At 62.1% G+C, this 24,533-nt stretch carries 21 protein-coding genes, 2 tRNA genes and 1 pseudogene; 10 read left to right on the forward strand and 14 right to left on the reverse strand.

The genetic code is table 11. From position 1 onward, the window contains the following. The first annotated feature begins 97 nt into the window (after positions 1-97). Positions 98-1,093: an ABC transporter permease gene (locus tag FJ434_RS02665; RefSeq protein WP_140506428.1), complete on the forward strand. Its 996-nt coding sequence runs from the start codon at positions 98-100 to the stop codon at positions 1,091-1,093. 46 nt (positions 1,094-1,139) lie between these two features. Further along, a complete protein-coding gene (locus FJ434_RS02670; RefSeq protein WP_140749595.1) occupies positions 1,140-1,910 on the forward strand; it encodes an SDR family oxidoreductase in 771 nt (256 codons plus the stop codon). A gap of 101 nt (positions 1,911-2,011) precedes the next feature. Here the strand turns inward: FJ434_RS02670 and FJ434_RS02675 are convergent, their stop codons facing one another. The 4 genes from FJ434_RS02675 to FJ434_RS02690 form a co-directional block, all read right to left on the reverse strand. Further along, on the reverse strand, positions 2,012-3,196 hold the full coding sequence (locus FJ434_RS02675) for an FAD-dependent monooxygenase (RefSeq protein ID WP_140715135.1): 1,185 nt from the start codon (positions 3,194-3,196) through the stop codon (positions 2,012-2,014). Next, positions 3,175-3,912 carry a methyltransferase domain-containing protein gene (locus FJ434_RS02680; protein ID WP_140749592.1) on the reverse strand — a complete coding sequence of 246 codons (738 nt, stop codon included), beginning with the start codon at positions 3,910-3,912 and terminating at the stop codon, positions 3,175-3,177. Before FJ434_RS02680 ends, FJ434_RS02675 begins: the two co-directional genes overlap by 22 nt. Before the next feature lies 1 nt (position 3,913). Further along, positions 3,914-4,993: a type III polyketide synthase gene (locus FJ434_RS02685; RefSeq protein WP_140749589.1), complete on the reverse strand. Its 1,080-nt coding sequence runs from the start codon at positions 4,991-4,993 to the stop codon at positions 3,914-3,916. 237 nt (positions 4,994-5,230) lie between these two features. Then, positions 5,231-5,306, reverse strand: a tRNA-Val gene (locus tag FJ434_RS02690). Between the two features lie 217 nt (positions 5,307-5,523). On the opposite strand from FJ434_RS02690, the gene FJ434_RS02695 reads away from it, so the two are divergent. Then, positions 5,524-5,600 (forward strand) — tRNA-Asp (locus FJ434_RS02695). Between the two features lie 312 nt (positions 5,601-5,912). Beyond that, complete coding sequence (locus FJ434_RS02700) at positions 5,913-6,428, forward strand: hypothetical protein (protein WP_140749586.1); 516 nt, start codon at positions 5,913-5,915, stop codon at positions 6,426-6,428. Positions 6,429-6,514: 86 nt separating this feature from the next. Here FJ434_RS02700 and rbsK read toward each other — a convergent pair whose 3' ends face one another. The 3 genes from rbsK to ugpC are packed head-to-tail and all read right to left on the reverse strand — an operon-like array spanning position 6,515 to position 8,978. Further along, positions 6,515-7,444, reverse strand: a complete 930-nt coding sequence (gene rbsK / locus FJ434_RS02705) for a ribokinase (protein WP_140749583.1) — start codon at positions 7,442-7,444, stop codon at positions 6,515-6,517. A 4-nt stretch (positions 7,445-7,448) separates the two neighbouring features. After that, positions 7,449-7,901: an RbsD/FucU family protein gene (locus FJ434_RS02710; RefSeq protein WP_127278878.1), complete on the reverse strand. Its 453-nt coding sequence runs from the start codon at positions 7,899-7,901 to the stop codon at positions 7,449-7,451. Between the two features lie 27 nt (positions 7,902-7,928). Continuing rightward, complete coding sequence (gene ugpC / locus FJ434_RS02715) at positions 7,929-8,978, reverse strand: sn-glycerol-3-phosphate ABC transporter ATP-binding protein UgpC (RefSeq protein ID WP_140506441.1); 1,050 nt, start codon at positions 8,976-8,978, stop codon at positions 7,929-7,931. Positions 8,979-9,254: 276 nt separating this feature from the next. Here ugpC and FJ434_RS02720 point away from each other — a divergent pair, with 276 nt between their 5' ends. From FJ434_RS02720 to FJ434_RS02730, 3 genes are all read left to right on the forward strand, one after another. Further along, positions 9,255-10,919, forward strand: a complete 1,665-nt coding sequence (locus tag FJ434_RS02720; protein ID WP_140506443.1) for a sugar ABC transporter substrate-binding protein — start codon at positions 9,255-9,257, stop codon at positions 10,917-10,919. A 68-nt stretch (positions 10,920-10,987) separates the two neighbouring features. Continuing rightward, the gene (locus FJ434_RS02725; RefSeq protein ID WP_140506444.1) at positions 10,988-12,109 is read left to right on the forward strand and encodes a sugar ABC transporter permease; all 1,122 of its coding nucleotides are present in this window, start codon (positions 10,988-10,990) and stop codon (positions 12,107-12,109) included. Between the two features lie 6 nt (positions 12,110-12,115). Continuing rightward, the gene (locus FJ434_RS02730) at positions 12,116-13,033 is read left to right on the forward strand and encodes a carbohydrate ABC transporter permease (RefSeq protein ID WP_140749580.1); all 918 of its coding nucleotides are present in this window, start codon (positions 12,116-12,118) and stop codon (positions 13,031-13,033) included. A gap of 47 nt (positions 13,034-13,080) precedes the next feature. Here FJ434_RS02730 and FJ434_RS02735 read toward each other — a convergent pair whose 3' ends face one another. Both FJ434_RS02735 and FJ434_RS02740 read right to left on the reverse strand, forming a co-directional pair. Beyond that, positions 13,081-13,824 (reverse strand): creatininase family protein, encoded by a 744-nt coding sequence (locus FJ434_RS02735; protein WP_140715145.1) that lies wholly within the window; start codon positions 13,822-13,824, stop codon positions 13,081-13,083. 3 nt (positions 13,825-13,827) lie between these two features. Beyond that, entirely contained in the window at positions 13,828-14,394 is a 567-nt protein-coding gene (locus FJ434_RS02740; RefSeq protein WP_140715261.1) for an SIS domain-containing protein, read from the reverse strand. 189 nt (positions 14,395-14,583) lie between these two features. Here FJ434_RS02740 and FJ434_RS02745 point away from each other — a divergent pair, with 189 nt between their 5' ends. Next, positions 14,584-15,606, forward strand: a complete 1,023-nt coding sequence (locus FJ434_RS02745) for an aldo/keto reductase (protein ID WP_140749577.1) — start codon at positions 14,584-14,586, stop codon at positions 15,604-15,606. Between the two features lie 84 nt (positions 15,607-15,690). Here the strand turns inward: FJ434_RS02745 and FJ434_RS02750 are convergent, their stop codons facing one another. From FJ434_RS02750 to clpP, 4 genes are all read right to left on the reverse strand, one after another. Next, entirely contained in the window at positions 15,691-15,963 is a 273-nt protein-coding gene (locus tag FJ434_RS02750) for an HU family DNA-binding protein (RefSeq protein WP_027143628.1), read from the reverse strand. Between the two features lie 196 nt (positions 15,964-16,159). Further along, complete coding sequence (lon, locus tag FJ434_RS02755) at positions 16,160-18,571, reverse strand: endopeptidase La (protein WP_140506451.1); 2,412 nt, start codon at positions 18,569-18,571, stop codon at positions 16,160-16,162. Between the two features lie 274 nt (positions 18,572-18,845). Next, positions 18,846-20,120: an ATP-dependent Clp protease ATP-binding subunit ClpX gene (gene clpX / locus FJ434_RS02760; protein ID WP_023759839.1), complete on the reverse strand. Its 1,275-nt coding sequence runs from the start codon at positions 20,118-20,120 to the stop codon at positions 18,846-18,848. Between the two features lie 295 nt (positions 20,121-20,415). Further along, the gene (gene clpP / locus FJ434_RS02765) at positions 20,416-21,045 is read right to left on the reverse strand and encodes an ATP-dependent Clp endopeptidase proteolytic subunit ClpP (protein WP_027028064.1); all 630 of its coding nucleotides are present in this window, start codon (positions 21,043-21,045) and stop codon (positions 20,416-20,418) included. 392 nt (positions 21,046-21,437) lie between these two features. On the opposite strand from clpP, the pseudogene FJ434_RS02770 reads away from it, so the two are divergent. Next, a pseudogene (locus tag FJ434_RS02770) lies at positions 21,438-22,030 on the forward strand (hypothetical protein). Between the two features lie 2 nt (positions 22,031-22,032). Here the strand turns inward: FJ434_RS02770 and FJ434_RS02775 are convergent. After that, positions 22,033-23,136 (reverse strand): FAD-dependent oxidoreductase, encoded by a 1,104-nt coding sequence (locus FJ434_RS02775; protein ID WP_140749573.1) that lies wholly within the window; start codon positions 23,134-23,136, stop codon positions 22,033-22,035. A 104-nt stretch (positions 23,137-23,240) separates the two neighbouring features. On the opposite strand from FJ434_RS02775, the gene FJ434_RS02780 reads away from it, so the two are divergent. After that, positions 23,241-24,491 (forward strand): cytochrome P450, encoded by a 1,251-nt coding sequence (locus tag FJ434_RS02780; protein ID WP_140749570.1) that lies wholly within the window; start codon positions 23,241-23,243, stop codon positions 24,489-24,491. Positions 24,492-24,533 lie beyond the last annotated feature (42 nt).

A 24,533-nucleotide genomic window follows, 5' to 3' on the forward strand; every position in this document is an offset into this window, starting at 1 on the left:
CGGGCCATACCCGGCCCGGAGCCCTTCCCTGTCCGTATCGAATGAGACGCAGGCAATGTTCTACGGCCTTGATTGCGCACGCCAACCGGATCGACTTATGAATCCTCGCACACGCAAAGCCCTGGAGTTCGTCCTCGACAACCTCGTCTGGTTCATGCTGCTCCTTGTCCTGGTCGTCTTCTCGCTGTTCATCCCGAATTATTTCCAGCTCGGCATCTTCGCCAACATCATCGAGGCGTCGAGCGTACTCGGCGTCATGTCGATCGGCCTGGCGCTGGTCATCATTGCCGGTCACATGGACCTGTCGGTCGAATCCGTCGCCGCGCTCAGCGCCATGGCGGTGGGCATCCTGTTTTGTTCCTCGGGCATCGGCCTCGGCGTCCAATTGCACCCGGAATGGCTGATGGTTCCGGTGTCGCTGCTGCTGGCGCTGGCCGTCGGCGGCCTCATCGGCGCTTTCAACGGCTATCTTGTGGTCAAGGTCAAGATGAGCGCCTTCATCATCACGCTCGCTTCCTACATCTGGGTGCGCGGTCTGGTGCTGGTCATTTCGGGCGGTCGCTCGGCCCAGGATCTGGCACCTGCCATCCGCTGGTTCGGCATCCAACGCCTGATCGGCCTGCCGCTTACCGCCTGGATCGCGGTGGCCTGTTTCGTGGTCTTCTCGCTGATCATGGCCAAGACGCCGTTCGGCAGGCACCTCGTGATGATCGGGGGCAATGAAACCGCGACCTTCCGCGCCGGCATCCGGGTGAACCGCAACCTGATCATCGCCTTCGTGCTCGCCGGCGCCATAGCAGGGCTCGCCGGCTGGCTGCTGGCGATCCGCACCTCGGGTGCCACGGCCAATCTGGGCGTTGGCCTTCTGTTCAACGCCTTTGCCGCGGTCGTCATCGGCGGCGTCAGCCTGAAGGGTGGTGTCGGCACCTTGCCGGGCGTCTATGCCGGCGTGCTCCTGCTCTCTGCCATCAACACGGCGATCAACCTGATGGGCCTGCCCGCCAACTTCACCCAGGTCATCCACGGCCTGCTGGTTCTGGCAGCGGTGTTGCTCGACGCATTCAAGCAAACCATTCGCCAAAGACTGGCGTGAGGGGGATTGGCGTGAGGTGGGGATTTGGCATGACAGGACGGCTCGCATGACAGGACGACTGGAAGACAAGGTGGCGTTGATCGTCGGCGGCGCGCGCGGCATCGGCAAGGGCATCGCACTGCGCTTCGCCGAAGAAGGCGCAAGGCTGGTGCTGGCCGATACAGAGGAGGAGGCCGGGCAAGCAAGTGCGGATGAACTCGGTGTCCCCTTCATCCGCACCGACATCTCGCAAATGAGAGACGCTGAGGCCGCGGTGGCACTGGCGCTGAGACATCACGGCCGCCTCGATATCATCGTGCAGAATGCCGGCATCTATCCCTGGCAGTTGATCGAAAACACCAGTGCCGACGACTGGGACCGCGTCATGGCCGTCAACCTGCGCGGTACTTTCAATGCCAGCCGCGCGGCCCTGGTACCAATGAAGGCGCAGCGCTTTGGCCGCATGCTCTACACCTCCTCCATCACCGGCCCGCATGTCACCAGCCCTGGCCATGGCCATTATTCGGCGACGAAAGCGGGCATCAACGGCTTCATTCGCGCTGCGGCGCTGGAGTTCTCCGGCTACGGCATCACGGTCAACGGCGTCGAGCCCGGCAATATCCTTACCGAAGCCATCCAGCAGCATCGCGGCGCCGCCTATATCAAGAACATGGAAGATTCGATCCCGCTCGGCCGGCTCGGCAGCCCGCGCGACGTGGCCAACGCCTTCCTGTTTCTCGCCTCGGACGACGCCAGTTACATCACCGGCACCACCATTGTCGTCGATGGCGGGCAATTGCTGCCCGAGGGCAAGGATTTCCGGATGGTGCCGCCGTGAGCAGGGGGCAGCCATACGCCACGAACCGTGTGCCTGCTGAATTGCCGATTTGGCTCGAGCGCTTCGGCGAATTCCTCCAGGCGTCCGGCCGGCTTCAGCCCTTACGGATGGCTGAGGGCAGGCAAGGCTTTCGTCTTGCCGGACAATCTGGCTCCTAAGGTCAGGCTATTCGGGAACCACCCCACGAACGCCTTCATCGCCGTATTGGATCTGGGGAGGACGGCAATGCGCGCCAACAGTGCGGCCCCATGAATGCGAGTGGCAAATTGCCGGCTCCACGCTCTTGAATAGCGGTTGCCGACGGCGAGGCGTGCCGTCCGGTCCCATTGTTCGAACCTTGCCAATTCGCCAGCGAGAAGCCAGCTGGACTGCAGGGCCATGGAGATGCCTTCGGCGATGATGGGATGGGACTCGCCGGCGATGTTGCCGACCCGAAATATGTCGTCGGCAAATCGTGGGCGCATCCCCGGACGTATGGGACCGGCGGCAAGCCATTCACCTTCGAGGCTGGCGTCGCCGATCGTGGAAACCACCGCCGGGCACGATGCCAGTATGTGCGCGTGAACGGCTTGGGCTGCTGACGTGGCACCGCCCTTTTTGCGCAGCCTGGCCAACACGTCGCGGCGTATGCAGCACGACAGCGATATCCTGTCCTGATCCGCCCACACCATGCCACCATAGCCGCCCGGAAACACCAGGAGCGGCATGAGGTCTCGAGCGAGCGAAGCTCCCCTGAAATGGGCCTTGAAGCCAAACAGATCGGAGGCCGCGCTGCTCTTTGGGAGATTGGTCGGCAACCTGCCCCGGCCCCAGGAGCCATGCGCCGCAATCACCACCTGCCCCCTAAGACTTGTCTGACCGTCCTTGTTGGCGATCCGGACGATGGCACGATCGCCATTGCTGGCGATCTCCACCGCGCGCCACGGCTGAAAAACGTCGGCTCCGGCGTTGCGCGCCGCGTCCAAGAGGATGCCATCCAGAACGTCCCGTCCAAGCGCCCGCCCGTAAGCATCCCCGGCGGCGCGCGGCATGCCTGCTTGTATGCCAGGGCCCGACGCGAACAACGCAACCCGCTTGACTTCCGGTCCTGCCTTGGTGCGAACCGCCACGCCCGCCTCCAGACGGTCCAACAGCTCCAGATTGACCGCCGACATGAATTCGCCGCAGACCTTGCGGCGTGGAAACTCGCTTGCTTCGATGATGGCCACGGAACGACCCTGGCCGCGCAAGGCCAAGGCTGCCGATGAGCCGCTTGGACCGGCACCTATGACGATGGCATCGTACATCGCGCAAATCCTTCCTTGGGGAAAACGCGGAAGGCGTGGGTAAACGGGCCAATCCTGCGTTCTTCACACTGCTGCGCGGAACCGAGAGGCCACAAGCCGGAAAGTTCCTTGCCAGCGAAACCTGCGCGGACGCTTGCCGCCGCATCGTGCATGGTGACCTGGTTTACACCGACAAGGCGCAGGAGCGAGCATGCTTTCAAGGCGACAACGTTTCGGCTTGGCTCGGCGGCGAGGAACACCGGTGCCAAACGGCGCAGGGCTTCGAAGAGTGTCTTTAAGGCGGCGTCGGAAAAGTGGTGCAGGAACAGATTGGCCGAGACAACGTCGTACGCGTCACCCCCGGGTTTTGCGATCCAGTCGAAGACATTGTCGGTGACGGTTTCAACGCGCCAGCCCAGTGCCGCGAAATCGGCGCGCCGCCGGTCGGTGATGAGGTCAACCTGGTCGAGCATGACCAGCTCCACGTCGATCCACTTCCTGGCGAGGCGCCTTGCAACCGAGAGCATGAACGCACCGTCGCCGGACCCGACTTCCAAGATTCTGATCGAACCCTCGCGCACGCTTGCCTTCAGGAGGCTGGACATGATCGCGTGTTGAAACATCAGCGAATTTATCCAAATCAGGTCACGCCGGGAGCCAATCGCCTTGGGATCGTCGGGAGGCAAATGATCGAGCAGTTCCGGCTGGATATGACGGCTGTCGAGACCCGTGGCCATGTCAGGCACTGCCGGCAGTGTGGAACATCATCGTCTCGGCCGTGAGGCCGGGGCCGAATGCCATTGCACAGCCCACGTCATCATCCGTGAACCCACGAAGCATCCGCTCCAGCACGAACATCACGGTGGCGGAGGACATGTTTCCGTTTTCGCGAAGCACGTCGCGCGACGGCAACAGCGCATCGGGAGGAAGATCCAGCGCGCGCTCCACGGCGTCGAGAATGGAACGCCCACCCGGGTGAACAGCCCAAAGGTCGACGTTGGCGGCGGTCCTGTTTCCCAGGATGGCGCCGACGCCTTTGCCAAGCGCATTCTGGATTGCAGCAGGAACCTGCCCCGACAGAACCATGTCGAACCCGTCGTCGTGCACGCTCCAGCTCATCAGGTCGCGGGCATCGGTATCCACGATCGCATGAAAACTGTCCAGGCCGATGCCAAACGGGCGGGCGGTCACCGACGCGGCCGCGCAGCCATCGCCCCAGAGGGAGAAAGATAGCAGCTTTTCGAGATCAGCCGTCTCCTTGAGATGGAGCGTACAGAGTTCAATGCAGACGATCACAACGTGGGCCGCAGGTTCCGACAGGACGATGTGCCGCGCCAGTTTGAGCGCATTGATTGCCGCATAACATCCCATGAAGCCGATGATCGTGCGCTCCACGGTGGTGGGCAGATTGCACCGGGCGATTATTTCCAGATCGATGCCGGGGGCGGAGAAGCCCGTACACGTGGTGACGATCAGATGCGTGACACCCTTCCTGTCTTCGCCCTCCAGGAGCCGCTCCAATGCTCGCTCGGCCAGCGCGGGCGCGGCCGTGGCAAACATTTCCATGCGTTTGGCCGTACCTGGAAACGCACCGCGCTTGAAAACACCCGCCAGGTCGACGCTCAGACCCTCAGGATCACTAGCGGGTGCGAAGCAGGAATAGCGATGTTCGATGCCGCCCTTGTCGGCCATGCGATCGAAAATTGCGCGGCGGCGGGGATCTGCCAGCTGGGAGCCCGCAAATTGAAGGAAGAATTGGTGGACACCGTGATCAGGGACGGCCGTGGCAATTCGGTTGATGAAAGCTTGAACGGGCATTTTCCTTGACCTGCAGCCGCAGTTGCCTTCGGCGAGAGCTGTGGCCCCCACGGCAATGGCTATCTCTATCGAGGTGAACGCTGGGAGGCCCTAAAGATTTCCCGAAAATGCCGCTCACCCGTGAAAAAGCAATGCACGCCCTCAGGAGGGAGAACAGGTGAGCTGTGCGCGGAACTGTTGTCGACGCGGCGATTCGTGGCGCCCGCAAACCGGAAAACATCAACGGGTGGAAAGATATGGTGGGCGATGACGGGCTCGAACCGCCGACATCTTCGGTGTAAACGAAGCGCTCTACCAACTGAGCTAATCGCCCGCTCCGGGCCGGACCTTTAAGCGGTCGGGACTTGCTTCGCAAGGCTAAATGAGTGTGGGATGCCCTGTTCGCAGGCCCGATTTGCGAACAAAATGCCGGCTGTCAAAAAACCTTCTCCTGTTTGGCGTTATGATGGTTTGGTGCGCTTGACACCCGGTAGCGAACCCCTTATCCAGCGCCCCAACGACGAACACGGCTGACACGTGCTCGTCAATGCGCGGGTGTAGCTCAGTTGGTTAGAGTGCCGGCCTGTCACGCCGGAGGTCGCGGGTTCGAGCCCCGTCACTCGCGCCATTTCCCTCAAGGATCACGATCCTTGGCTCCAGGGAAATGCCGACATGAATTGTCAAAGATCTCTTCAGAATTGACGTGCCGAAGGCGTCCTTAGGCCTGGCTTTCCCAGGATCCAAAATCACCCCTTGCATGAGCGGTACCGTGGAACCCACGACGCGGTTCCGGTGGCTGACAAACAACGGACGAAGCAGCCCTGCAGACCGCGAACGCGTTGGTCGTTGCGAATCTGCTTGCGCAATCGCCCACAAAGCGCTCGATTCATCCGCAGGCAGCCAGATTGCAGTATGCTGCCGGAATGGCATGGAGGACGTAATGTCAATTGCACCGAATATTTCTACGCGCACGATATTCACGCTGATTTGCCTGGGCGGCGCGACGACGACCGCCTCTATCCTTTTTCCCGCCGCCGCGTCGGCGGACCGGCTGCAGCGATGCGCGCGCGAGGGCGAGATCTGCCGCCTGCCCTATCCCGCCGAGGTCGTCTACGGCGCCAAGGGCCGCACGACCTCGCGTTATATCGAGCGCAACGCGATACCCTGTTCGAACCGCGTTTTCGGCGATCCTGCGCCGGGCAAGGAAAAGTTCTGCTTCATCGTGAAGCGCGACCGTGACGAGTCGAACGACGATTACGATGAGCCTCGCCGCGAGAAGTGGGCGGTCTGCGCCGAGGAAGGCGAATTCTGCGATTTCTATGGCCGCAAGGTGGTCAGGTACGGCGCCCACGGCCGATTCACGCAGGACGTGTTCCGCAATGGCGTCCAATGCGACAATGATGCATTCGGCGATCCCGCTCCGGATCAGGGAAAGCGCTGCTACGTCAGGCAGTAGCTTCGCAACGCGTCCATCGAGCATGAGACTTCGGAGGCCGGAACGTTCTGGCCTCCGGGGTACCCTGCGAGTTCCGGGCAATTGCCTCAGCCCTTGGCCAGCAGCGCCTCGATCTCCTGCAATGTCGGCATCGACGGTGCGGTGCCCGGACGTGTCACGGAAATGCCGGCAACGGCGCAGGCGAAGCGCACCGCCTCCAGCGGCTCCACGCCGCGCGAAAGTGCTGCGGCCAAGCCGCCATTGAAGGCGTCCCCCGCGCCGGTGGTCTCGACGACAGGGCCGGCACTGATGGCTGGAACATGCTCGGACCGATCCTTCGCGTGCAGCAGCGCGCCCTTGTCGCCGAGCGTGACGATGACCGTGCCGACGCCCTTTTCAAGCAGCTTGTCCGCGGCGGCGCGCGCGTCGTCGACCGAAGTGACTCCCATTCCGGTCAATTCCTCGGCTTCGGTCTCATTGGGTGTGAGATAGTCGCAGAGCGTGTAGATGCGGTCGGGAAGCTTTGCCGCCGGTGCCGGATTGAGGATGGTCGTCACCCCTGCCCCGCGCGCGATCTCCAGCGCCCGCATCGCGGCATCGATCGGCTGTTCGAGCTGCGTCACGAAAACACCGGCACCACGGATCAGGTCGACATTGGCTTCGATATCCTCAGGCGTGATCAGCATGGCAGCGCCGGGACTGACGATGATGGCGTTGTTGCCGCTTCCCTCCTCGACGAAGATGTAGGCGGCACCGGTATAGCTGTCCGGCGTGTCGATCGCGGCGCTCTTCACGCCGGCATCCTTCCAGGTCCGCGTGGCCATGTCGGCGAAGGCATCGACACCGAGGCGGGTCAGGAATGTGACGTCCGCCCCGAGCTTGCCGGCGGCCACTGCCTGGTTCGACCCCTTGCCGCCTGGCCCCAGCTTGAAGGAATTGCCGAGGATCGTTTCGCCCATGCGCGGCTGGCGCTGCGCCCTGTAAGCTGTATCGGCAACAAAGACACCGAGGATAACAACCGGCTTGCCCGAGGCCATGCCGCTACTCCGCATCCGGCGGCACGACGCCCTTGCGGAAGGCAAAGCAGCCGTAGAAGCGGCGTTCGCCAGTCTGGATGACGCAATAAGCCTGCTTGGCGCGCTCATAGAAGGCGTAACGCTCGACCGGCACCATCGGCCAGGACTTGCCCTCGGCGGCGTCGATCTCCTTCTGCACTTCCTTCTGCACGGCTGGGATCTCGTCCGGTTTGCCGACGATCTCCATGCGGGCGGCCGAATCATCGACGAACGTGTCCAGCGGGTATAGCGACAGCACGGCCTTCACCACCTGCGCCGCCGAGGCATCGATGCGCAGCACCCGACCGAGCGCCGTCCGGCGCGCTACCGAATCGGAGGGAAAATTGGTGTCGGCGATGATCAGGTCATCGCCATGTCCCATCGCCCGCAATGCCTGGAGCACATCGGCATTGAGCAACGGATCGATCCCTTTGAGCATGATGGTCCTCGTGAAGTGCGTTTGAGATCAGAGACGCTTCCCGGTCTCGGCGTCGAACAGATGGAGATGGTCGAGCCTTGGCCGAAGCTTCAGCGTGTCGCCCGGCTTGAAGTCATGGCGCTCGCGAAACAGCGCCACCATCTCGCCGTCGCCGAAACGCAGGAAGACCAGGGTTTCCGAGCCGGTCGGCTCGACCACCGAAATCTTGGCCGGCACGCCATCGGGGTGGATCTCAAGATGTTCGGGGCGCACGCCATAGACGACGGAGCGCCCCTCCTCGACGGCGTTGTTCGGAGCAACCGGGAACAGCGTTCCGGCAATGTCGACGCCGCCCTTGCGCCCGGTGCCCTTGAGCAGGTTCATCGAAGGCGAGCCGATGAAACCGGCGACGAAAAGGTTCGCCGGCCGGTCGAAAAGCTCCAGCGGCGCGCCGACCTGTTCGATGCGGCCGTCGCGCATGACGACGATCTTGTCAGCCATCGTCATGGCTTCGATCTGGTCGTGGGTGACATAGATGGTGGTGGTCTTCAGCCGCTGGTGCAGTTCCTTGATCTCGGTGCGCATCTGCACGCGCAGCTTGGCGTCGAGGTTCGAAAGCGGCTCGTCGAACAGGAATACCTGCGGATTGCGCACGATGGCGCGCCCCATGGCGACGCGCTGACGCTGGCCGCCGGAAAGCTGGCGCGGATAGCGCTTCAGATAGGGGCTGAGGTCGAGGATGTCTGCGGCGCGCTTGACCCGCTCGGCAACCACGGCCGGATCGGTCTTGCGCAGCTTGAGGGCAAAAGCCATGTTCTGCTCGACCGTCTTGTGCGGATAAAGCGCATAGTTCTGGAACACCATGGCAATGTCGCGCTTTGCGGGCGGCAGGTGATTGACGACGCGGTCGCCGATGGCGATCGTGCCGCCGGAGACAGTCTCCAGCCCCGCCACCATCCTGAGCAGCGTGGACTTGCCGCAACCGGACGGGCCGACAAGCACGACGAACTGACCATCGGCAATGTCGACGCTGACTTCGTGCAGAACCTTGACGGTTCCAAACGCCTTGGCAACATTGCTGATCGCGACTTGAGCCATCGTTCCCCCATCGGCTCCACTGGCCGTAGGCGCAGAAGCTAACCAACGCGACCGGTCAGGGCAAGTCGGTCTCTTATAGACAAAAACCGTTCTCGTTGACACGGCGTTTGGTTGCGAGAATAGTGACAAGCGCCGATCCGAAACGCTGGTACTCTACCCGAAAAACGGAACGCGAAGCGACGCAGGTTGGGGTCCTACGTTTCGCTTCTGAACAAAGCCAGCGCCCGGCGCGATCGGCACTTCGATTCACGACTAATGTTCTGGGAGGAATAGTCCATGCGAGTAGGTCTTTACGACAAACTGGTCCGTGCCGGCGCTACAAGGCGCGACATATTGAAGGGCGCGGCCTCGATGGCCGCGATCGCGGCCGCATCCGGCGCCGGACTTGGCGCGCTGACGCGCCCAGCTGCCGCCGCAAGCGAACTGCGCTCGAAAATCCTGCAGATTCCCGGGGTTGGCAAAGGTCAGCCGACCGACGCCGACTTCCAGAAGGTTGGCGAGCTTTGCCTCGAGGCGACCAAGGCCAATGTCAAGGAAGGCGAGTTCGCCGGTGTCGAGCTCACCTTCATGGGTCTCAACAACCAGAACCTGCACAATGTGCTGTTTCGTGGTTTCCTGAAGCCATGGGAGACCTATACCGGCGCCAAGATCAGCTGGATCGACCTGGCGCAGGCCGACTACAACGCCCGCCTGCAGCAGTCGATCGCCACCGGCACCGTCGATTTCGACATCATCGAGATGGGCGCCCCGTTCGAGGGCGACGTCTGCGGCAAGGGCCTGACTTCGGAGATGCCCGACTGGGTCAAGAAGCAGATCGACTTCGACGATCTCGTCAACTACCTCAAGCCGCCCGTTGGCACCTGGGATGGCAAGCAGTACCGGGTCACCATCGACGGCGACGCGCACAACTTCAACTACCGCACCGACGTGTTTGCAGACGCCGATCTCGCCAAGCAGTGGAAGGATGGCGGGGCGACCAGCGAATGGGGTGTACCGAAGACCTGGCAAGAGGTTCAGGCCGTGACCAAGTTCCTGAAGGGCAAGAAGTTCAAGGGCCAGGATGTTTACGGCTATCTCGACGCGCCTAAGCCCTGGGGCGGTTTCGGCTTCTATTTCCTGGGCAGCCGTGCCAGCGCCTACGCCAAGCATCCCGATGACAAGGCCTGGCTGTTCGACGCCGACACGATGAAGCCACGCGTCAACAATCCGGCTTGGGTACGGGCCATCCAGGATGTCATCGACGCCCTGCCGTCGGAGCCCGCCGACCAGATCAATGCCGACCCGAACACCACCGCCTTCCAGCAGTTCCTGGCCGGCACCGGCTCGATGATCCCCTGGTGGGGCGATGTCGGCTCGAACGTCAAGACCAATGATAGCTCGGTCATCGGCGATGTCACCGGCTTCTCGATCCTGCCGGGCTCCGACGATGTCTATAACTCCAAGACCGGCAAGTGGGAGAAGCTCGCCAGCGGCCCGAACTATGCGCCGAACTGCGCCTATCTCGGCTGGGGCGTCTATGTCATGGCCCGTGTCGATGCGGACGAGAAAAAGAAAAAGGCTGCATGGTCGGCGGCCGCCCATCTCGGCGGCAAGGACCTGTCGATCTGGACGGCGATGTATCCGTCGGGCTTCCAGCCCTACCGCAACTCCCATTTCGACATTCCCGAATGGGTGGCGGCCGGCTACGACGAGGCTTTCATCACCTCCTATCTCAAGTCGGAAGGCGACAGCTACAACCACCCCAACGCGGCGATCGAGCCGCGCATCCCCGGCATCTTCCAGTATTACAGCGCCGCCGAGGATATCCTGGCCAACACTTTCGCCGGCAAGATGAAGGCGCAGGAAGGCGCCGATGCCATCGCGGCCGCCTGGGAGAAGCTGACCGACCAGATCGGCCGCGACAAGCAGGTCAAGCTCTACAAGGCCTCGCTCGGCATGTAAGCTGCCTTTGAACCGTGGTCCGGCGGCAACGCCGGACCACAGCCTTCCCTTCCAAACGGGCGAGATTTGTGGCTGACCAGACTTCGACCGCGACCGGGTGGCCGGCAGACGCCGCCTCCTATGATCTGATCCCGCCAGGGCGCAGGCGTTTGGGCTGGGCGCTGATGGCGCTTGCCACGCTCGGCCTGCTGGCAACGATCGTGCTGCAGATCCTCTACAAGACCGAGGTCGATACGATCGGCTTCGAGACATGGCGGCCCGTGGTCTACGCCTATGTGCTGTGGGGTGTGGCGATCGGCATCGGCCAGGTTCTGACACGCGGCGAGGACGGCCAGCGCGCGCTCTTCCTGCTGCCGGCTCTTTTGTTCACCATCGCGATGGTGATCTTCCCGACGCTGTTCGGCTTCTACATCGCGCTCACCGACTGGAATCTCAGTTCGTTCAGCGGCCGCAGGTTCAACGGGCTCGACAATTTCTGGCAGATGCTCGCCGACCCATACTACCGCAACGCCCTGGTCAACATGGTGCTCTATGTGCTGGCGGTGCTGGTCGAATATGTGATCGCGTTCGGCCTGGCGCTGCTGCTCAACGCGCAGATCCGCGCCCGAAAATTCTTCCGGGTGGTGTTCCTGATGCCGCTGATGCTGTCACCGGTCGCCGTGTCCTGGATGATCGGCAAGTCGCTGATGGAATACCGCTTTGGACCAGCAGCCACGCTGGCGCGCCATCTCGGCTGGGAAGACCCGGCTTTCTTCTCGAACCCGATCACCGCCCGCATCTCGATCATGCTGCTGGACGCCTGGACCTTCGTTCCGTTCATGATGATCATGCTGCTGGCGGGACTGCAGGCGATGTCGCGCGAGGTGCTGGAGGCGGCACGTGTCGATGGCGCCACGGCCTGGCAGACCTTCTGGCAGGTCACTTTCCCGCTGATGCTGCCGGTGTCGGTGACGGCGGTGATCCTGCGCATCATCTTCAAGCTGAAGCTTGCCGACATCATAATCACGGTTACCTCGGGCGGTCCGGGCGGCGCCACTGATTCGGTGTCGAGCTTCATCTACCGCGAATACCGCGACCGCTCGAATGTCGGCTACGGGACCATGCTGGCGATGGCCTATCTGGTCATCATCGTGGTGTTCGTGACCTGGCTGTTGAAGTTCGCCAGCCGTTTCGTGCGCAATGTGAATTAGAGCAAGATGAGCGTCCAGACCACAGACTACGTCGCCTCCGAAATCCGCTCGCCGGCGAGCTTCGTCGCCAGCCGCGTCTTCATCTATGGCGCGCTCGCCTGCTGGGGCTTCATCTGCCTTTTTCCGATCTATTGGACCATCACCACCTCGTTCAAAACGGCGGTGGATGTCACTCAAGGCCATCTGATCCCGTTTGTCGACTTCCAGCCGGATTGGAAAGGGTGGCGATCGCTTGGCCTGTCGCCGGACTCGATCTTCCAGACTTCGACCGTGCGCGACGAATTCCTCAAGCGTTTCATGAATTCGGTCGTCACCTCGGTCGGCGCGTCAAGCCTGGCGATCATCATCGGCAGCCTCGCTGCCTATGGCCTGACCCGCTATCGCTACCATTTCGCCTGGTTCAAGAACGAGGATATCTCGTTCTTCTTCCTGTCGCAGTTGATCCTGCCGCCGGTGGTGCTGGCCCTACCCTTCCTGGTGCTCTACCGCGAAGTCGGGCTGCTCGATAAGCGCATCGGGTTGATCCTGCTCTACACGCTGATGGTGCTGCCGATCGTCATCTGGATCATGCGTGACCAGTTCAATTCCATCCCCGTCGAGCTGGAGGAAGCAGCCCTCGTCGACGGCCTGTCGATCTGGGGCGCCTTTTTCCGCATCGTCATGCCGATCGCGCTGCCGGGCATGGTCGCAGCCTTCATCCTGGCAATGGTGCTGTGCTGGAACGAGTATTTCTTCGCCGCCCTTTTGACATCGACGGACGCCAAGACGATCCCGGTCATGGTCGCCAGTCAAACGGGGTCGCAAGGTATCAACTGGTGGTCGATGGCTGCTCTGGCCACCGCAGCGATCGCGCCGCTTGCGGTCATCGGCATCGCGCTGGAACGTTACCTGATCATGGGCATGACGGCTGGTGCGGTGAAGTAACCGGGCGCCTCTTCCTTCCCTCCGCTGTGGGAGAAGGAAAGGGCCGGCTAGGCCTTCAGGATCGTGCGCAGATGATCCATGATCATGGCGACGCCCTGCTGTCCGAGTTCTGCCGAAGCATCCGCCGCGCTCGCCGTATACCAGCTTTTGTTGTCCGCGAAGTGCGCGGCATCCACCGCTTCCGGGCATAGCGCCAGCATCAGCGATGTCTCACCGATGCCGGCATGGTCGAACGGGTATTTGCCGTTCATTGCGACCGGCATCAGGGGATGCACCTGTACCCAGTTGAAGAAATTTTCGCCCGCGGCATGTCCGGCGTAGTAGTCGGCCATCGTCTCGGCTCCCCACCAGCCCTCGCCGCGCTGCTTCTCGAGGAAGCGGAAGATCGCCTGTCTGCCGGCGGTCTTGAAAGCGAGATCGGTCGGCATGCCGGCGGAGAAATTCTCAGTCTGGTGATGAATGATGGCGTGGATGTTGCGAAAGCCGATGCGCAGCAGGCTGTAGAACAGCTCTTCGCCGAACGGCGCCAGTTGATTGCCGCCGACCTGAACGGAGCCGCTGCCTTCAGGCGGTGCGACAGCATAGCTCGCCGCCCCGTAATAGAAGGGCGGCAGGATGACGATGTCGCTCTCTTTTTCGAACAGTTCCAGCGTCTTGATGACGGCCAGCGTGTCCATGCCGACGGCCATGTGCTCGCCATGGTATTCCAGCACGCCGAGCGGCAGCGCGACCGGCCAATTCTGCGCGATCGCCTTGCGGATCTGGTGCGGCAGCATCAGTTCATAGCGCATGGTCTATTCCATGTTGGTGTGACGGGCGCGCATGGCTTCCGGCAACGCCGCGGTCAATTCCCTTAATTTCAGCACCATGATCTCGAACAGCAGGAACAACGCGCCCTCGAAGACAGAGCCCATCGGCAGCACCGACGTCTTTTGCGGCCCCTGGTCGTCGGCCATGGTCTGCGCCGGGATCAGCAGCGTCAAATCGGCTAGCCCTACAGCGCTGCCGCCCGCCTGGGCGGTCAGGAGCAGGACGGTTGCGCCGGCCTCGCGCGCAATGCGCATCAGGGTGAGTACAGTCGAAGTTTCGCCAGGCCCGGAACTGACAAGCAAGACATCGCCCTGCCCTACAGGCGGCGTGGTCATGTCGCCGACGACCGAAACCGGCAGGCCCAGATGATAGAGCCGCATGGCGAAGCCCTTCACCTGCAAGGCCTCGCGGCCGCAGCCATAGACGACGATCTGTCTGGCATCCGCCAGCATCCCGCAAGCGGCGTCGATCCGATCGCGGTCGACGCGCGCCAGCACCGCGCCAAGCTCGTCGAGCGCGGTCCTGAACATCTGCGAGCCGGAGTTGCTCATGGCCGCGCCACCGGCGTGCCAGTAGTCGAAGATGATTGGCAATTTCCGATCATGCTCTTCCCGGAACAGCTTGATTTCGTTCATGCTAGCAACCGCGAAAATGCGTGTCCAACGCTCAGCGGTGCTTTTGCCGAGCCACGAGCATGATAGTGTCATGTTAGACAAATCAATCCGGGAAAATTTCAAGACATGAAGACACGGCATTTCGACCGCATCGGCAATGGCGGCATCGCCTTTACGGAGCTGGGCTTCGGCACGGCTCCGCTCGGCAATCTTTACCGCGCCGTCTCCGACGAGGACGCCAATGCGACGCTGGAGGCCGCCTGGGCGACTGGCTGCCGCTACTATGACACAGCACCTCTCTATGGGCTCGGCCTGTCGGAAACGCGCCTCAACCCGTTCCTGCGCTCCAGGAAGCGCGACGACTATGTGCTGTCGAGCAAGGTCGGCCGCATCATGCGCGCCTGCCCGCCGGAGGAGCGCACGGGCATCGGCAAGTTCTTCGACACGCCGTCGCGCAAGGAGGTCTACGATTACAGCTATGACGGCGTCATGCGCTCGTTCGAGGCGTCGCTGGAGCGGCTTGGCGTCGACCGCATCGACATCCTGTTCGTGCACGATGTCGACATCTTCACCCATGGCAGCAAAGAGGCGTCCGACCAGCGCATCGATGAGTTCATGCGCTCGGGCTATTATGGTCTGCTTGCCTTGCGCGACCAAGGCGTCATCAAGGCGTTCGGCGGCGGCATCAACGAGTGGCAGGTGGCCCAGACGCTGGCCGAGCGCGGCGATTTCGACCTGTTCCTGCTTGCCGGCCGCTACACGCTGCTGGAACAGGAGGCGCTGGCATCGTTCCTGCCGCTTTGCCAGAAACGCGGCATCGGCATCGTTCTCGGCGGCCCCTACAATTCCGGCATCCTGGCGACCGGACCCAAGCCCGGCGCCTACTACAACTATTCCGAAGCGCCGCAGGATGTGCTCGACCGCGTGACGCGCATCGAGGCCGTCTGCAAACGCCATGATATCAGGCTGATCGAGGCCGCCCTGCAGTTCCCGCTGTTGCACCCGTCGGTGGTTTCGGTCATCCCCGGCGGCCAGAGGCCTGAAGAAGTCGAGAGCAACCGGTCGCTGCTGGACGCGAAACTCCCTGCAGCGCTCTGGGCCCATCTCAAGAAGGAAGGCCTGATGCGCGCCGACGCCCCGACTGTTTGAGGAGCTTCCGATCCGATCGACACGAGTCCAAAAATGAAAAGCCGGGCAAGCCCGGCTTTTCAGGTTTTTGAAAATTAAATGCGCTTAGTTGACGGCGTCCTTGAGGCCCTTGCCGGCCGAGAACTTCGGCACGGTGCGCGCCGGGATCTGCACTTCGGCACCGGTCTGGGGGTTGCGGCCGGTGGATGCAGCGCGCTTTGACACGGTGAAATTGCCAAAGCCGACAAGCCGGACATCGCCGCCCTTCTTCAGTTCGCCGGAGATGACAGAAAACACTGCATCGACCGCCGACTGCGCGTCACCCTTCGAAATGCTCGCGGCGTCGGCGACAGCGGACACCAGTTCGTTCTTGTTCATAAAAATTCCCTTCCATGAGAACACCGGAACTTACGACTCGTCCGGCAGGAAACGGACTTTAGAAAGAAGCGTTGCCGCAACCAAGTCGAAAAGGCAGGAAAAAAGCGGAAAAAGCCCGGAATTCCGGGGTTTTTCACATGAAAAAGCCGGGCGCGAGGCCCGGCTTTCTGTTTGTGCACTGCAACTTTAGAAAAAACTAATGCGCAAGCGACTTTCCGGCATCGTCGGCACTGTCGGTCGTGGCCGGCGGATTGACCGGCTCGACCCATTCGATCGGCTCCGGCATCCGCACCAGCGCGTGGCGCAAGACCTCACCGACGCGTGAGACCGGAATGATTTCCATGCCGTTCTTCACGTTGTCCGGAATCTCCGCCAGATCCTTGGCGTTGTCTTCCGGGATCAGCACCTTCTTGATGCCGCCGCGCAACGCGGCGAGCAGCTTCTCCTTGAGGCCGCCGATCGGCAAGATGCGGCCGCGAAGCGTTATCTCGCCAGTCATCGCCACATCGGCCCGAACCGGAATACCCGTCAGCACCGACACAATGGCCGTGGCCATGGCGGCACCCGCGGACGGACCGTCCTTCGGCGTTGCGCCTTCCGGCAAGTGCACGTGGATGTCGCGCTTGTCGAACAGCGGCGGCTCGATGCCGAAATCGATGGCGCGCGAGCGGACATAGGAGGCCGCCGCCGAAATCGATTCCTTCATCACGTCGCGCAGATTGCCGGTCACCGTCATGCGGCCCTTGCCGGGCATCATGACACCTTCGACCGTCAGCAACTCGCCGCCGACCTCCGTCCAGGCAAGACCGGTGACGACACCGACCTGATCGTCAGCCTCGACCTGGCCGAAGCGGTAGCGCTGAACACCGAGATAGTCGGCGAGGTTCGCCGCCGTGATGCTCACCGTCTTCTTCTTCGTCTTCAGGATCTCGGTCACCGCCTTGCGCCCGAGCTTCATCAGCTCGCGCTCCAGGCTTCTGACGCCCGCTTCACGGGTGTAGGTCTGGATGATGGCGCGGATCGCGTCCTCACCGACGGAGAACTCCTTCGGCTGCAGTGCGTGATCGCGGATCACCTTCGGCATCAGGTGCCGCTTGGCAATCTCGATCTTCTCGTCCTCGGTGTAGCCGGCGATACGGATGATCTCCATGCGGTCCATCAGGGGCGCAGGGATGTTCAGCGTGTTGGCCGTCGTCACGAACATCACGCTCGACAGGTCGTATTCGACCTCGAGGTAGTGATCCATGAACGTCGAGTTCTGTTCGGGATCGAGCACCTCGAGCAGGGCCGACGACGGATCGCCACGGAAGTCCTGGCCCATCTTGTCGATCTCGTCGAGCAGGAAGAGCGGGTTGGACTTCTTTGCCTTCTTCATCGACTGGATGACCTTGCCGGGCATCGAGCCGATATAGGTGCGCCGGTGACCACGGATCTCGGCTTCGTCACGCACGCCGCCGAGCGCCATGCGGATGAACTCGCGACCGGTTGCCTTGGCGATCGATTTGCCGAGCGAGGTCTTGCCGACACCGGGAGGGCCGACGAGGCACAGGATCGGCCCCTTCAGCTTCTTCTGGCGGCTTTGCACGGCAAGGTACTCGACGATGCGGTCCTTGACCTTGTCGAGGCCGAAGTGATCGGTGTCGAGGACGTTCTGCGCGTAGGCCAGGTCCTGCTTGACCTTGGAGTTCTTGCCCCACGGGATCGACAGCAGCCAATCGAGATAGTTGCGCACGACCGTCGATTCAGCCGACATCGGCGACATCGTCCTGAGCTTCTTCAATTCGGCTTCCGCCTTTTCGCGAGCCTCCTTGGAGAGCTTGGTTTTCTTGATGCGCGCCTCGATCTCGGCGGCCTCGTCGCGGCCGTCCTCGCCTTCGCCGAGCTCCTTCTGAATCGCCTTCATCTGCTCGTTGAGGTAGTATTCGCGCTGCGTCTTCTCCATCTGGCGCTTGACGCGCGAGCGGATGCGCTTCTCCACCTGCAGGACGGAGATTTCGGCCTCCATGAAGCCCATCGCCTTTTCCAGCCGCTCCTTGACGGAAAGCGTGGCCAGCATTTCCTGCTTTTCAGGGATCTTGATGGCGAGATGCGAGGCAACCGTGTCGGCGAGCTTGGAATAGTCGTCGATCTGGCTGGCGGCACCCACCACTTCGGGCGAGATCTTCTTGTTCAGCTTGACGTAGTTCTCGAAGTCGGTGACAACCGAGCGGGCGAGGGCCTCGACCTCTACCTCTTCCTCTTCCGGCTCGACCAGCGCCGCGGCCTTGGCCTCGTGGAAGTCGGGACGGTCGGTGAAAGAGACGATTTTCGCACGCGAGGCGCCCTCGACCAGAACCTTGACGGTGCCGTCGGGCAGCTTCAGCAATTGCAGCACATTGGCGAGCGTGCCGATGTCGAAGATCGCATCGGGCTCGGGATCGTCATCGGCGGCATTCATCTGGGTGGCAAGCAGGATCTGCTTTTCCTGACCCATCACCTCTTCCAGCGCCTTGATCGACTTTTCACGCCCGACGAAGAGCGGAACGATCATGTGCGGGAACACCACGATGTCGCGCAGCGGGAGGACTGCGAAGACGCCGTCGCTGGGAGCCTTGGATATTTTGGCCATTGTCCAACCTTTCATGTCGCGGCCACCATCAGGCCAACCGCGAATCTCATATTAACGACCGGGGATCGTTCCGCCTACCACCGTTTATGACGGGAGTTTTACAGCACAGAAATCGGGCACCTCGGCCTTCTCGTGTTAGGTGGAGGCAGGCGGGCCAAAGATCAAGAGTTAACATGGTCCGCAATCCATTCCATCGCGAAGGTGTGCCGGTTCCTCACAGCAAAACGGCGCCGCATGGGCGCCGTTCCACAAAAATATAGGGCCAAGTGCCATATCAGGCGCTGACATTGCCCTTCTTTTCCTTCTGTTCGGAATAGATGTAGAGCGGCCGGGCGCTGCCGGTCACCACCTCTTCCGAAATCACCACCTCGCGCACGCCTTCGAGCGCGGGCAGTTCGAACATCGTGTCGAGCAGGATCGCTTCCATAATCGAACGCAGGCCGCGCGCGCCGGTCTTGCGCTCGATGGCGCGCTTGGCGATCGCCGAAAGCGCGTTCTCGTGGAAGGTCAGGTCGACATTTTCCATCTCGAACAGGCGCTGATATTGCTTGACCAGCGCGTTCTTCGGCTCGGTCAGGATCTGGATCAATGCCGGCTCGTCGAGATCTTCGAGCGTCGCCAGGACCGGCAGACGACCGACGAATTCCGGAATGAGGCCGAATTTCAACAGATCCTCGGGCTCGACCAGGCGGAAAACGTCACCAGTGCGGCGATCCTCCGGCGACGCGACGATGGCGCCAAAACCGATCGAGGTTTTCCTGCCGCGGTCCGAGATGATCTTGTCCAGCCCTGCGAAGGCGCCGCCGCAGATGAACAGGATGTTGGCGGTGTCGACCTGCAGGAATTCCTGCTGCGGGTGCTTGCGGCCGCCCTGCGGCGGCACGGAGGCGACCGTGCCTTCCATGATCTTGAGCAGCGCCTGCTGCACGCCCTCGCCCGACACATCGCGGGTGATCGAGGGATTGTCGGACTTGCGCGAAATCTTGTCGATTTCGTCGATGTAGACGATGCCGCGCTGGGCGCGCTCGACATTGTAGTCGGCCGACTGCAACAGCTTCAGGATAATGTTCTCGACGTCCTCGCCGACGTAACCGGCCTCGGTCAGCGTCGTGGCGTCCGCCATGGTGAAGGGCACGTCGATGATGCGGGCCAGCGTCTGCGCGAGCAGCGTCTTGCCGCAGCCGGTCGGGCCGATCAGCAGGATGTTGGACTTGGCCAGCTCGACGTCGTTGTTCTTGCCGGCATGCGCCAGGCGCTTGTAGTGGTTGTGGACCGCCACCGACAGCACGCGCTTGGCGTAGGGCTGGCCGATGACGTAGTCGTCGAGAACCTTGAGGATCTCCTGCGGGGTCGGCACGCCCTCGCGCGACTTCACCATCGAGGTCTTGTTCTCCTCGCGGATGATGTCCATGCACAGCTCGACGCACTCGTCGCAGATGAACACCGTTGGGCCGGCGATCAGCTTGCGCACCTCGTGCTGGCTTTTGCCGCAAAACGAGCAATAGAGCGTGTTCTTGGAATCACCGCTGTTGTTGCCGACCTTGCTCATTTTCATGTCCTTTCATGGCCGCCCGCCGATGGTCTGGCTGAAAGGGCGCATACTCTATTTATCGCGGGAATCCGCCGCCGCCAGTCTTCCGGCTCCCGCAACGTATTGCGTACGAAACACAAATCAGAAAACGTGGCAATGATTCGCAGCTTCCCCACGCAAAGCTAAGCCGTCGAAAATCAACATAGCCTTAACGTAGGCAATCCCGACCTCCGAGGGAACAGCCAATTGTGGCCGAAATGACGCAAGACACGCCAAAAGCGCGTGATGGTGCCATCCAACTGCCAACTAGCCTTTATGCCAACGCCCCCTCGGCCGCCTCGCGCGACGAAATGACCTTGTCGATCAGGCCGAAATCCTTGGCCTCGTCGGCGGTCATGAAATGGTCGCGGTCGAGCGTCTTCTCGATCTCGTCATAGCTCTTGCCGGTGTGCTTGACATAGACCTCGTTGAGGCGACGCTTCAGCTTGATGATGTCCTGGGCGTGACGCTCGATATCGGACGCCTGGCCCTGGAAGCCGCCGGACGGCTGGTGAACCATGATGCGGGCGTTCGGCGTCGCGAAACGCATGTCCTTGTGACCGGCGGTCAGCAGCAGCGAGCCCATCGAGGCCGCCTGGCCGATGCACAGCGTCGACACGGCCGGCTTGATGAACTGCATGGTGTCGTAGATCGCCATGCCCGAGGTGACGACGCCACCTGGCGAATTGATGTAGAGGTTGATTTCCTTTTTCGGGTTCTCAGCTTCGAGGAACAGGAGCTGCGCGCAGACCAGCGTCGCCATGCCGTCCTCGACCGGACCGGTGATGAAAATGATGCGCTCCTTGAGAAGGCGCGAGAAAATGTCGTAGGCCCGCTCGCCGCGATTGGTCTGTTCGACCACCATCGGAACGAGGTTCATGTAGGTTTCGACGGGATTCTTCATCAGTTATCTCTTGTCTCGCGGTGGGATTCCGGCGCCGGACAGGCTGGCAGCTCGGGCAGAATCGGTTCTGGATCGTCAAGATGTAAATAGGATGCCGGCTCATCCTTGTGCAAGGCCAACCCGTCCTAGCCATCTGGGTAAGTCGAATCAAGCTTCCGGGCAAGGATTAGCAGCAGCTGATGCCACGCCGACCCGAAATACCGAGCCGGCCCTCGCCAGGTAGCAGTTTCTTAACCTCGTCACTTAACGAAATGCGCCGAACCGCTTTTCTCCGCAACGGCCTCCCCTACAATTCAACGTTGAACTTGTGGCTTTGTTTTTATGCATGTCGTTGCCCCAAAACCGAGGTTCACTTTTGGGCGCCATGCAATAGAGTTCAAACGGGGAGTGTCATGTCAGGAAAGACCGCATGCTTCGCCATTGCCGGGCTGACCCTGCTCGGCTCGATTTCGCAAACGGCGGCAGGCGGCCGCGCCGTCGAATGCTACGAGCCGTCCGCACACCGGCCGTTTACGACACCGTCTACGAAGACGTCATGGTCAGCCCTCCCGGCCAGCAGACCGTCGACTATGATCCGCCGATCTATGGCACCCGTGAGCGTGTGGTGATGACCGTTCCGGCACAGGTTCAATATGAAGTGGTCCCGGCAATCACCCGGACCGTCTACCACACCGTCAGGATCGATGGCGGCGGTTATTCCTGGGAATGGCGCGTCATCCATGGCCGCCGGGTGCTGTGCAAGGTCTGGCACAAGGCGCGCTACGAACGCGTCGCCGAGACGGTGGTGATCCAGCCCGAGCGAACGCGGCGCGTCGTCATTCCGGCGCAATATGACAGCATCGCCGAGGAGGTGCTGGTGCGGCCCGAGCAAAGGCGCGTCATCGATATTCCCGCCGCCTACCAGACCGTCCCGCGGCGCGTGCTGGTGCGTGAAGGGTCATCGGAGTGGCGCCGCGTGCATATACCGAGGCACTGCCAGGACTGAGCCTAGGCCACCTCGGCCCGCAGCCAAGCCTTGAGGCCCGCGACATCGCTATCGCCAATGGCTTTGGCAACACGGCGCCCGACCGCGGCACCAAATTTGTAGCCGTGACCCGAGCACGCCGAGACGACCAGGCACTTGCCTGTCTCATGCGCCAGGAATTTCTCGTCTGACGTGAAGGTGTAGGCGCAGGTGACCACTTCGGTCACCTTATACTCCTCGATGCGGGCGATCGGCGGCGAAAACAGGTTGCGGATCGCCTCGCCCTCGCCCGGCACCGGCTCGCGGTTCCAGTCGGCGTCGCTGGTCGGCACCTTGTGCAGGCCTGAGCCGAATTTCATGCCGGCGCCACGGGTGGGCGGGATCATGTAACCGTCGGTCTTGCCGCCGACATCGAGAATGACGGGCGCCGCCTCCCAGGCCGCCTTGAGCTCGGCGGGCGGTTCGACATAGGCGAGCGCGGTGCGAAAGGTCTTCAATTCACCGCCGAGTTCAGGGAATAGCTTCAGCACCCAGGCGCCGGCGGCAACGACTATGCGGTCTGCCTGCATCGTCTCGCCGCTTTCCAGCACGATATGGCCGGCCTGGGCATCGATCTCCGTCACCTTGCTGTGCTCGTAGACGTTGGCTCCGTTGGCGCGCAGCCATTTGGCGAGCCCCGCCGCTATTCCGCGGCAATGCAGCGCGCCGCCTTCCCTGGAGAAATAGGCGTAGCGGAACGAGCCGGCCTCAAGGAACGGCCAGCGCTCGACGGCAGCGTCCGGTTCCAGCAGTTCGAAAGGGAAATTCCCCTCTTCCAGGCCCTCGCGGTATTCCTCGGCCTCATCGCCGGGCTCGCGCGAAACGCAGACGAACCCGCGCGCATCGAGGTGGTTCTCGCCGAGATCGGCCCACATCTCGTCCCAGGCCTCATAGGCTTCGGTGATCAGCCGCCCATAGCCGGTGCCAGCGCGGTAGGCGCGGCGAATGATACGGTGATGGTCGCCCGATGCCGCCAGCGGATTGGGAATCGGCCCCTGCTCGACGATCGACACGGCGTGGCCCGCCTTGACCAGAGACCACGCCGTGGAGAGACCGGCGATACCCGCGCCGACAACGATCACATTCATCCGTTCAGACTTTCCGCAACCCTATGGCTGGCTCAATGCATCGGGCTGTCGGACGCAACATACGGTCTGGAACCGGGCTGGCAAGCCGCGCTATGGGTTCTGGCATGACCAAATCGACGCTCCCGTATCTGGCCTTTGATCCAGCCACTCGCCGGCTCAGGCTCGACCCGCGCGAACCGGCTTTCTTCCTGAACCCTTACGAGGCCTACGGCTTCCTGCACGACGCGTCGAATGCATTTTTCTGGGAAGAGTTCGGCTTCTGGTGTTTTGGTGGCTTTGGCGATGTCAACAGACTGCTGCGCGACCGCCGTTTCGGCCGCCAGAACCCGGCCGGCATCCCAGACAGCCGTGGTGTCGGCCAAGACAGGACCTATCTCAAGGCATTTGACGGCATCGAAGCCAACTCGATGCTGGAACTGGAGCCGCCGGTGCACACGCGGCTGAGGACATTGGTCAACCGTGCCTTCGTCTCGCGTCAGGTCGAACGGTTGCGGCCGCGTGTCGAGGCACTCGCCAACGAATTGATGGATCGTTTCGAACCTGGCAAGGCCGTTGACCTCCTGCCGGCCTTCGCCTCCCCGCTGCCGATCACCATCATCGCCGAAATGCTCGGCGTGCCGGTGGAGATAGGCCCGCAACTGCTCGACTGGTCGCATCGGATGGTCGCCATGTATATCCATGGCCGCACCCGCGAGACCGAGGACGCGGCCAACCGTGCCGCGGGCGAATTCTCCGACTTCCTGCGTGGCTACGTGACCGAGCGGCGCAAGAAGCCGGGCGATGACCTGCTGTCGCTGCTGATCTCGGCCCAGGAAGACGGCCAGAAACTGTCCGAGGACGAACTGGTCTCCTCGGCCATCCTGTTGCTCAACGCCGGCCATGAAGCGACCGTGCACCAGACCGGCAACGCCGTCCATTCCATCCTGGCGCAAGGCGGCGACCCGCGCCGCTTCTTCACCTCACCGGAAGCGACAGCAGCGACGGTCGAGGAATGCCTGCGCTTCGACGCGCCGCTGCACATGTTCATGCGCTATGCCTATGAGGAGATCGAAATCGCGCCCGGCATCGTCGTGCGGCCGGGCCAGACGATCGGGCTTTTGCTCGGCATGGCCAATCATGACCCGCACGCCTTTGCCGAACCGCAGGCCTTCCGGCAGGAGCGCACCGACCAGAAGAATGTGTCTTTCGGCGCCGGTATCCATTTCTGCATCGGCGCGCCGCTCGCCCGCCTCGAACTGCAGGTTTCACTGAAGACTTTGTTTGATCGGCACCCGCGAGTGCATCTTGCCGAACAGCCCCGCTTCCGCGACAGTTACCACTTCCATGGGCTGGAGGCGCTCTCCGTGCGTTTCTGACCATGGTGGGCTGGGCTCGCGATGAGATTGTTTTCGAGAGGC

Source organism: Mesorhizobium sp. B2-5-13, from assembly GCF_006440535.1.
Lineage (GTDB): Bacteria > Pseudomonadota > Alphaproteobacteria > Rhizobiales > Rhizobiaceae > Mesorhizobium > Mesorhizobium salmacidum.